Genomic DNA, 8,720 nt, shown 5'->3' with positions numbered 1-8,720 from the left:
GGGCAAGCCGACGAGTGCGACCGCCATGCAAAGCTACGAACGCCGCGCGTCAGCGCGCAGCGTTGCGGTCGGTGATCATTTTCGGGGTGATGAAGACGAGCATTTCAGTTTTGTTGGCAGTGCGAGTGCGCGTCCGGAACAGCGCCCCGAGATAGGGCACTTCACCGAGCACCGGAATGCGCGACTCGTCGTTGGATTCGGTGAGCTCGAAGATACCACCGATGACGACCGTGCCGCCGTTCTCAACCAGCACCTCGGTCTGCACGTGCTTCGTGTTGATCGCGAAGCCGGCGGTGGTCGGCTGCCCCACCGTGTCCTTGTTGACGTCGAGCGTCAGGATGATGTTGCCCTCGGGCGTGATTTGCGGCGTCACCTCGAGCTTCAGGTTGGCCTTGCGGAAGGCGATCGAGGTGGCGCCGCTGGAGGTCGCGACCTGGTAGGGCAGCTCGGTGCCCTGCTCAATTAGCGCCTTGGTCTGGTCGGCGGTCACGACGCGGGGACTCGACACCACCTTGCCCTTGCCGTCGGCTTCGAGCGCCGAGATTTCGAGGTTCAGCATGCGCGAGAAGGTCGCATTGAACAGCGAGATCGCGAAGGTGCCCGGCGCATTGCCGTTGCCCGACACGCCGGTCGAAGGCAGGTTCACGAAGTTGGAGTTCGTGAAGGTGGTGATTGCCTGCGAGGGATTGCCGTTCAGGCCTGGCGTGACGATTGGCATCACGCCGGCATTGCCGAAGACGTTACTGCCGTTGACGGAACCGACCGAGCCGCCGGCGATACCACCGCCGAGCTTCACGCCGAGCGACTTGCCGAAGGTGTCGGCGGCTTCGACGATCCGGGCCTCGATCAGCACCTGGCGCACCGGAATGTCCAGCTTCTGGATCAGTTCGGCCACCTGCACCAGCCGCGACGGAATATCCGACACGAACAGCTGGTTGGTCCGCGCCTCGGCGATCACGCTGCCGCGCGGGCTCAGGATGCGGGTCGCGGTGCCGCTGCCACCGCCGCTGGAGGCACCGGTGCCGGTCAGGCCCTGGGCGATCTGCAGCGCCTTGGTGTAGTTGAGCTGGAAGGACTGGGTGCGCAGCGGCTCCAGGTTCTGGATCGCGGCCTGGGCCTCGAACTCCATCTTTTCCTTGGCGTTGATCTCGTCCTTGGGCGCGATCCACAGCACGCTGCCGTTCTTGCGCATGCCCAGGTTCTTTGCTTGCAGGATGATGTCCAGCGCCTGGTCCCACGGCACGTCCTTCAGGCGCAGGGTCAGCGAGCCGGTGACCGAGTCGGAGGTGACGATGTTGAAGTTGGTGAAGTCGGCAATCACCTGCAGCAGCGAGCGGACCTCGATGTTCTGGAAATTTAGCGACAGCTTCTCGCCGTTGTAGCCCACGCCTTGCGTCAGCTTGGTCGGATCGATCTTGCGGGGACGGACCTCGACCACGAACTGGTTCTCGCTCTGGTAGGCGCTGTGCTCCCATTCGCCGCGCGGCTCGATCACCATCCGGACGCGGTCGCCGACCTGCTGGGTCGTCACGAGTTGCACCGGCGTGCCGAAATCCGAGACGTCGAGCCGGCGGCGCAGGCCTTCGGGCAAGGTCGACTTGGTGAATTCGACCACCAGGTTCTTGCCCTGCTGGCGGATGTCCACCCCCACCTGGTTGTTGGCCAGGTCGACGATCACGCGTCCGGTGTTGTCGCTGCCGAGGCGGAAATCGACGTCGCGCAGCGGCAGCATGTCGCGGTTGCGGTTCTCGGCGAAGGCCGCCGACGGTGCCGTGCTGACCTGCGCGGCACCGGCCACCGGCTCGAGCGAGACCAGCAGCGACTTGCCCTGGATCTCGGTCCTGTAGGCGGTGGCCTGTTTCAGGTTCAGCACGAGGCGGGTGCGCTCGCCGGCCTGGACCACGTTGACCGAGCGCAGGTTGCCCTGGTTGACCTCGATCGCGTTGCGGCCGATGGCGTTCGTGACGCCCGGGAAATCAAGTGCCACACGGGCCGGCGACTGGATCGCGAAGCCGGTCGGCGCCGCGGCCAGCGGCTGGCTGAAATCGACCCGGATCACTTCGGCACCAGACTGCATCGAAGTCGTCACGGATTCGATCGCGTTCTGCGCATGCACGACGGCAGCCGCGCTGAACGCCACGATCGCCGCACCGGCCACGCGCAGCCATTGCGCCAGCATTGATTTTTGTTGGTTCATTTCGACCTCTCTTGCAACTGCAGCGTCGCCACGCGTTCGATCCATTCACCGGCGGCGTCCTGCACGATTTCACGCAAGCCGAGTTCGGTTTCGCTTATACGGGTGATGCGCCCGTAATTGAGTCCCAGGTAGTTGCCGACCCGCACCTGATAGAGCAGCTTGTCGACGGTGATCAGCGCCACCGGCTGGCCGTTGCGGCTCAGGCTGCCCACCATCGCCATCGAGTCGAGCGGGAAGGCTTCCAGCGCTTCCTTGCGTCGCGCCAACTCGGGCGTGATCAGGCCCGAGGTGCTGGGCTGGGCCGAATCGCGGCGCAGCGCCTGCGTCAGCTTCTGCATGTTGAAGGGGTCGACAGCTGCGGCTTCGGTGTAGGCCTGCGGGGTGAACTTCTTCGGCTCGGTGATCGGAGGCACGCTCGGCTTCACCTGCGCACGCTGCTGCGCCATCCAGCGCTGGAGTTCTTCCTGCTCGGAGCCGAAGCACCCGGTCAGGCCGACCGCCGCGGCGGCGATCCATAGAAATCTGAGCGTTCTCATTTCTTCTTCGCTCCCGCCGCCGCCGCCGCGCGCTTCTGCGCGCCCTGCTCTTCCTCGTCCAGGTAGCGGTAGGTCCGCGCCGTGGCATCCATGATCAGCACCCCGTCCTTCTGCGGCGCGATCCCGATGTTGTTGAGGGTCACGATCCGCGACAGGTTCGCGATGTCGGCGGCGAAGGCCCCCATGTCGTGGTAGCGCCCGGTCACGCGGACGGCGATCGGGAGTTCGGCGTAGTAGTCCTTGACGGACACCTGGCCCGGACGGAACAGCTCGAACTGCAGGCTGCGCCCGAGCCCGGCCTGGTTGATGTCCGACAGCAGTGCATCCATCTCGGCCTTGCTGGGCAACTGCTTCTCGAGCAGCGTAACGTACTGCTGCACCTGCTCGCGCTGTTTCTTGAGCAGGTCGAGATTGGCGGCCTGGGCCACCTTCTTCTGGTAGTCCGCCCTCAGCGTGACTTCTTTGGCGCGCTCGGCTTCGAGCTCGTCGTTCGAATTGGTGAGCCAGACGAACCACAGCGCCGCCAGCACCGCTACGGCCACCGCGACGCACAAGGCGTAGCGCGGCACCGGCGGCCAGACCGACGGATCATTGGGATTCAGTCCCTGGAACTGCTGGCCGAAGCGCCGCAGGGACAGCGCCAGGTCGAACTTCTCGGAGGGGCGTTTCTTGGCCATGCGCGCTTACCCCTTCGCCTTGACGGCCGCCGGCACGCCGGCAGCGGGTTTCTGGGCGTCGGTCGGCCGCTTGAGGCCGATGCGCATCTTGAAGTTCGCGACGCGCCGCTGGTCGCGCGCGCTCAGGCTCACCGTCGCCGAGGTGATCTCGATCAGCTCCGGCTTGACCAGCCACGGGCTGCTGTTGCCCAGGTTGCGCAGCAGCTCGGAGACCCGTTCGTTGGACTGCGCCATGCCTTGCAGCGTGACGGTCTGGTTTTCCTGCTTCATGCTCGTGATGTAGACGCCGTCGGGCAGTTGCCGGACCAGCTCGTTCAGCAGATGCACCGGCAGGTTGCGGTCGCCCTGCAGGTCTTCGACTGCCGTCTGGCGCGCCCGCAAGGCGGCGATTTCGGCCTGCAGGGTGGAGATTTCCTTGATCTCGGCCTCGAGCTTGGTGATCTCGGTCTTCAACAGGGTGTTCTTCGATTGCTGGTTCGAGATCTGGGCCTCGAACCAGAGGAAGGCAGCGCCCGCGACGAGGACGCCCAGCACCGCCGAGAAGCCCAGCGTGGCATAGAAGGTCTCGCGCCGGCGCTTGCGCGCGGCTTCCCGGTGCGGGAGCAGATTGATCAGGATCACTGCAGGAACCTCCGCATCGCCAGACCGCAGGAAGTCAGGTAGGAAGGCGCCTCGCGCCGCACCTTCTTCTCGCGGATGCCACTACCGATCTCCATGCCGTCGAAGGGATTCACCAGCGAGCAGGCAAACGAGGTCTGGCGAGTGACCGCGCTCGTGAGGCCGGGCAGCGCCGCCGACCCGCCGGCCAGCAACACGTAGTCGACGCGGTTGTGCGGCGTGCTGGTGAAGAAGAACTGCAACGCCCGGGCAATCTCCTGCGCGATGCTGGCCACGAAAGGCTTCAGCACGCCGGCGCCGTAGTCGTCAGGCAGGTCCCCGCTGCGCTTCTTGGCTTCGGCCTCTTCTGCCGAGAAACCATACTGGCGAACGATCAGCTGGGTCAGCTGGGCGCCACCGAAGGCCTGGTCGCGGTCGTAAAGCACTTCCTGGTTGCGCAGCACCTGCATGCTGGTGGTGAAGGCGCCGACCTCGAACAGGGCCACCACCGCATCGTGGCCCTGGCCCGGAAGCTGCTCGATCAGGCGCGCCGTGGCGAGCCGCGAGGCATACGACTCGACATCCAGGATCACCGCCTTGAGGCCCGAGGCCTCGGCCAGGCCCTGGCGGTCCTGGACCTTTTCTTTGCGCGAAGCAGCGATCAGCACCTCGACGTCGCCGGCCGAAGTGGCGCTCTGGCCGATGACGCAGAAATCGAGACTGACTTCGTMGAGCGAGAACGGGATGTACTGGTTGGCCTCGGACTCGACCTGGATCTCGAGTTCCTGCTCGCTCATGCCGCCCGGCAGCACGATCTTCTTGGTGATCACGGCCGAAGGCGGCAAGGCCAGCGCGACGTTCTTGGTGCGGGTGCCGCTCTTGCGGACCACGCGCCGCACGGCCTCCGCGACTTCGTCGAATTTCTCGACATTGCCGTCGGTGATCCAGCCGCGTTCGAGGGGCTCGATCGCACAGCGCTCGAGCACCAGCCTGCCGCTCGCGTCACGGCCCAGTTCGACCAGCTTGACGCTGGACGAACTGACGTCCAGCCCGAGCAAAGGCGCGGGCTGGCGGCGAAACAACGATCCGAGAGCAGTCAAGTTCGATCCCATCCGTTTGTAACGATTGGAAATAATTGCGAGTGGTTGCATGCTAGCAGCAAGGTGCAAGCCCAACCAAGCGTCCCATCCCCCGGGCGTGAGCATTCGTTGTCAAAAGTCGACGTGAAAGTTGAGAACTGCAACTTACGTCACAAATAAGAGTACTTGGGTCCTAACTGCTACGGCGACCCCGTCTTGCCGCGGCGCGTTTTTATAATGCGCTCAGACTCCAACCGCCTCAATGCCCGAAACCTCTCGACCCAAAGGGCCTGCCAAGGCGCCCATTTCCAAACGCCCGACCTGGCTGACATGGCTGCTTCGCTTCTTTCTGTGGGGTCTTGGGATCGCGGTGGCAGGGGTGGTCGCGGTGCTCTGCGTGATCGCGGTCGCACTGGCGGTGGCCTACCCGAACCTGCCTGACATCTCCGAGCTCGCGGACTACCGGCCCAAACTGCCGCTGCGGGTCTTTTCGGCCGAAGGGATCCTGATCGGCGAGTTCGGCGAGGAGCGCCGCAACCTGACCCCGATCGCGACCATCCCGAAGGTGATGAAGGACGCGGTGCTGGCGGCCGAGGACGCCCGCTTCTACGACCATGGCGGCGTCGACTACAAGGGCATGCTGAGGGCCGGCATCGCGAACATGAACCGGGCCAAGAGCCAGGGCGCGTCGACCATCACGATGCAGGTGGCGCGCAACGTCTACCTGAGTTCCGAGAAGACGCTGACCCGCAAGATCTACGAGGTGCTGCTGACCTTCAAGCTCGAGCACCTGCTGAGCAAGGACCAGATCTTCGAGATCTACCTGAACCAGATTTACCTCGGAAACCGTGCCTACGGTTTCGCCGCCGCTTCCGAGGCCTATTTCGGCAAGCCGCTGCAGGACATCACGATCGCCCAGGCGGCGATGCTGGCCGGCCTGCCGAAGGCGCCGGGCGCCAACAACCCGGTCAACAATCCGACCCGCGCGCGCGGGCGCCAGTTGTACGTGATCGACCGCATGCAGGAGGCCGGCTTCATCACGGCCGAGCAGGCCGAAGCCGCACGCAAGGAAGACCTGCACCTGCGCGACGCCGCCGATCCGGCCCGCCTGCATGCCGAGTACGTGGCCGAGACGGTGCGCCAGTTGATGTACGCCCAGTACGGAGACAGCACCTACACGCGCGGACTCAAGGTCTACACCACGCTGGTCGCCGCCGACCAGGCCGCGGCCTATCGAGCGCTGCGCCGCGGCATCATGGACTACGAGCGGCGCCAGATCTATCGCGGCCCCGAGAAGTTCGTCGACCTCCCGACCAATCCCAAGGAACTGGACGAGGCCGTGGACGACGCGCTGGCCGACCATCCCGACAACGGCGACGTGATGTCGGCGGTGGTGCTGAAGGCGAACGCGAAGGAGATCCAGGCGGTGCGCGGCAATGGCGACGCGGTGCAGATCACCGGCGAAGGCCTGAAGCCGGCGCAGTCCGGCCTCTCCGACAAGGCGCCGCCCAACATCAGGATCCGTCGCGGCGCGGTGATCCGGGTCGTGAAGACGCCCAAGGGCAGCTGGGAAATCACCCAATTGCCCGAAGTGGAAGGCGCCTTCGTCGCCATGGACCCGCGCGACGGCGCGGTCAAGGCCATGATCGGCGGCTTCGACTTCGACAAGAACAAGTTCAACCACGTGACGCAGGCCTGGCGCCAGCCGGGCTCGAGCTTCAAGCCCTTCATCTATTCGGCGGCGCTCGAGAAGGGCTTCACGCCCAGCACCGTGATCAACGACGCGCCGCTGTTCTTCGATGCCGGCACCACCGGCGGCCAGCCCTGGGAGCCGAAGAACTACGACGGCACCTTCGAGGGCCCGATGCCGATGCGGCGGGCGCTGATGAAGTCGAAGAACATGGTGTCGATCCGCATCCTGCAATCGATCGGCACCCGCTACGCGCAGGACTGGATCACCAACTTCGGCTTCGAGCGCGAGAAGCACCCGGCCTACCTGCCGATGGCGCTGGGCGCCGGCTCGGTGACGCCGATGCAGATGGCGACGGCCTACTCGGTGTTCGCCAACGGCGGCTACCGCGTCAATCCGTACCTCGTGACGCGGGTGACCGACCACAAGGACAAGGTGCTGGTCGACAAGCAGCCACCGCTGCTCAACGAGGCCCTGCGCGCGGTGCCGCAGCGCAATGCCTTCCTGATGGCCAGCCTGCTGCAATCGGTGGCCAGCGGCGGCACCGCGGCCAAGGCGCAGGCGACGCTCAAGCGCACCGACATCTACGGCAAGACCGGCACCACCAACGATTCGCTCGATGCCTGGTTCGCGGGCTTCCAACCGACCATGACGGCGGTGGCCTGGATGGGCTACGACACCCCGCGCAAGCTCGGTGACCGCGAGACCGGTGGCGGGCTGAGCCTGCCGATCTGGATCAACTTCATGGAGACCGCGATCAACGGCGTGCCGGTGGCCGAGGTTCCGGCACCGCCGGGCGTGGTGAATGTCGGCGGYGAGTGGTACTACGACGACTACGCGCCGGGCCGCGGCGTTGCCATCCTGGGTGTCGAGAACGGGACGACGCAGCCGGCGGAAGCGATTGCCGCGCCGCCGATCAGCGCGCCCGCGCCGGTCGAGGAACGCAGCCGCATCCTCGACCTGTTCCGGAACTAGCTCAGCCGGCCGCGAACACCAGCGGCTGGCCGGCCTGGAGCGTGGCTTCGCGCGAGAGGTTGGCGAAGAACTCCTCGCGGGTCTTGGTGTCGAACCAGGCCTGGCCGTCGTGGCGGTAGTGGTAGCCGCCGGAGCGGGCCGCGAGCCAGATTTCCTGCAGCGGCTTCTGCAGGTTGACGATCAACTGGCTGCCGTTGCGGAACGTCATCGTGATCATTCCCCCGACGCGCTGGTTGTCGATGTCGACGTCGCTCTCGTCGTTGATTCGGTCGCAGCTGCGCTCGATCGCTGCGAGCGCGGCTTCCGCGCGGTCCATGTACTCGGGGTCGGTCATTACAATTTCGCCATGTTGAATGTTCGCCAAATTCTAGTGAGCGCCTTAGGCCTCGTGCTCGTTGGGGTCGGCCTAACGGCCTGCGGCCAGAGGGGCGCGCTGGTCCTGCCCAGCGATCCGGCCGCCAAGGACCGCACCACCCTGCCGGGGCTGCTGCTGCCCACGCCGCCCGCCTCCGCCTCGAAAGATGCGGCCGCGCCAGCACCGGCGCCCGCCAGCAGCGCCCCCGCGGGAGCCTCGAAGTGAGCGCGGCGACGATGCTTCCGGGCCATCCACAAATCGCACGAAAGGACGGCAGGCTGCAGGTCGAAGGCCTGCCGCTCTCCGCGCTCGCGCAGCAGTACGGCACCCCTCTCTTCGTCTACTCGAAGCAATGGATGCTGGACGCCCTGGCCGCCTACCAGCGAGGCTTCGAAGGCCGTGACGCCATGGTCTGCTACGCCATCAAGGCCAATTCCTCGCTCGGCGTGCTGCGCGTCTTCGCCGAGGCCGGCTGCGGCTTCGACATCGTCTCGGGAGGCGAGCTGGCGCGCGTGCTGGCGGCCGGCGCCGATCCGGCAAAAGTGATCTTCTCGGGCGTCGGCAAGACGCGCACCGAGATGCGGCAGGCGCTGACGGCCGGCATCGGCTGCTTC

At 65.8% G+C, this 8,720-nt stretch carries 9 protein-coding genes; 3 read left to right on the top strand and 6 right to left on the bottom strand.

Annotation, left to right across the window (positions count from 1 at the left end; translation table 11 throughout):
- Positions 1-49: 49 nt before the first annotated feature.
- From AC1DY5_RS31525 to AC1DY5_RS31505, 5 genes are read right to left on the bottom strand one after another with little or no spacing between them, the layout of a single operon-like run.
- Complete coding sequence (locus tag AC1DY5_RS31525) at positions 50-2,197, bottom strand: type IV pilus secretin PilQ (RefSeq protein ID WP_478117865.1); 2,148 nt, start codon at positions 2,195-2,197, stop codon at positions 50-52.
- Positions 2,194-2,733 carry a pilus assembly protein PilP gene (locus AC1DY5_RS31520; protein WP_478117864.1) on the bottom strand — a complete coding sequence of 180 codons (540 nt, stop codon included), beginning with the start codon at positions 2,731-2,733 and terminating at the stop codon, positions 2,194-2,196. Before AC1DY5_RS31520 ends, AC1DY5_RS31525 begins: the two co-directional genes overlap by 4 nt.
- The gene (locus AC1DY5_RS31515; protein ID WP_478117862.1) at positions 2,730-3,410 is read right to left on the bottom strand and encodes a type IV pilus inner membrane component PilO; all 681 of its coding nucleotides are present in this window, start codon (positions 3,408-3,410) and stop codon (positions 2,730-2,732) included. The genes AC1DY5_RS31520 and AC1DY5_RS31515 overlap by 4 nt, the downstream gene beginning before the upstream one ends.
- 6 nt (positions 3,411-3,416) lie before the next feature.
- Positions 3,417-4,031: a PilN domain-containing protein gene (locus tag AC1DY5_RS31510; protein WP_478117861.1), complete on the bottom strand. Its 615-nt coding sequence runs from the start codon at positions 4,029-4,031 to the stop codon at positions 3,417-3,419.
- Positions 4,028-5,107 (bottom strand): pilus assembly protein PilM, encoded by a 1,080-nt coding sequence (locus AC1DY5_RS31505; protein ID WP_478117859.1) that lies wholly within the window; start codon positions 5,105-5,107, stop codon positions 4,028-4,030. The genes AC1DY5_RS31510 and AC1DY5_RS31505 overlap by 4 nt, the downstream gene beginning before the upstream one ends.
- A 241-nt stretch (positions 5,108-5,348) precedes the next feature.
- Between AC1DY5_RS31505 and AC1DY5_RS31500 the strand changes: the two genes are divergently transcribed.
- Positions 5,349-7,751, top strand: coding sequence for a penicillin-binding protein 1A (locus AC1DY5_RS31500; protein ID WP_478117857.1), 2,403 nt, complete (start codon positions 5,349-5,351; stop codon positions 7,749-7,751).
- Between the two features lies 1 nt (position 7,752).
- On the opposite strand, the gene cyaY is transcribed toward AC1DY5_RS31500, so the two are convergent.
- Complete coding sequence (cyaY, locus tag AC1DY5_RS31495) at positions 7,753-8,085, bottom strand: iron donor protein CyaY (RefSeq protein ID WP_478117855.1); 333 nt, start codon at positions 8,083-8,085, stop codon at positions 7,753-7,755.
- Between the two features lie 36 nt (positions 8,086-8,121).
- Between cyaY and lptM the strand changes: the two genes are divergently transcribed.
- Positions 8,122-8,331, top strand: coding sequence for an LPS translocon maturation chaperone LptM (gene lptM, locus AC1DY5_RS31490; RefSeq protein ID WP_478117853.1), 210 nt, complete (start codon positions 8,122-8,124; stop codon positions 8,329-8,331).
- Between the two features lie 11 nt (positions 8,332-8,342).
- Positions 8,343-8,720: diaminopimelate decarboxylase family protein (locus tag AC1DY5_RS31485; protein ID WP_478117866.1), on the top strand; the 378-nt coding region annotated here is incomplete at its 3' end.

This window comes from Variovorax sp. P4_D9 (assembly GCF_056401695.1).
The sequence above is the reverse complement of the archived record's forward strand: the minus strand, read 5'-3'. Positions and strand labels throughout refer to the sequence as shown.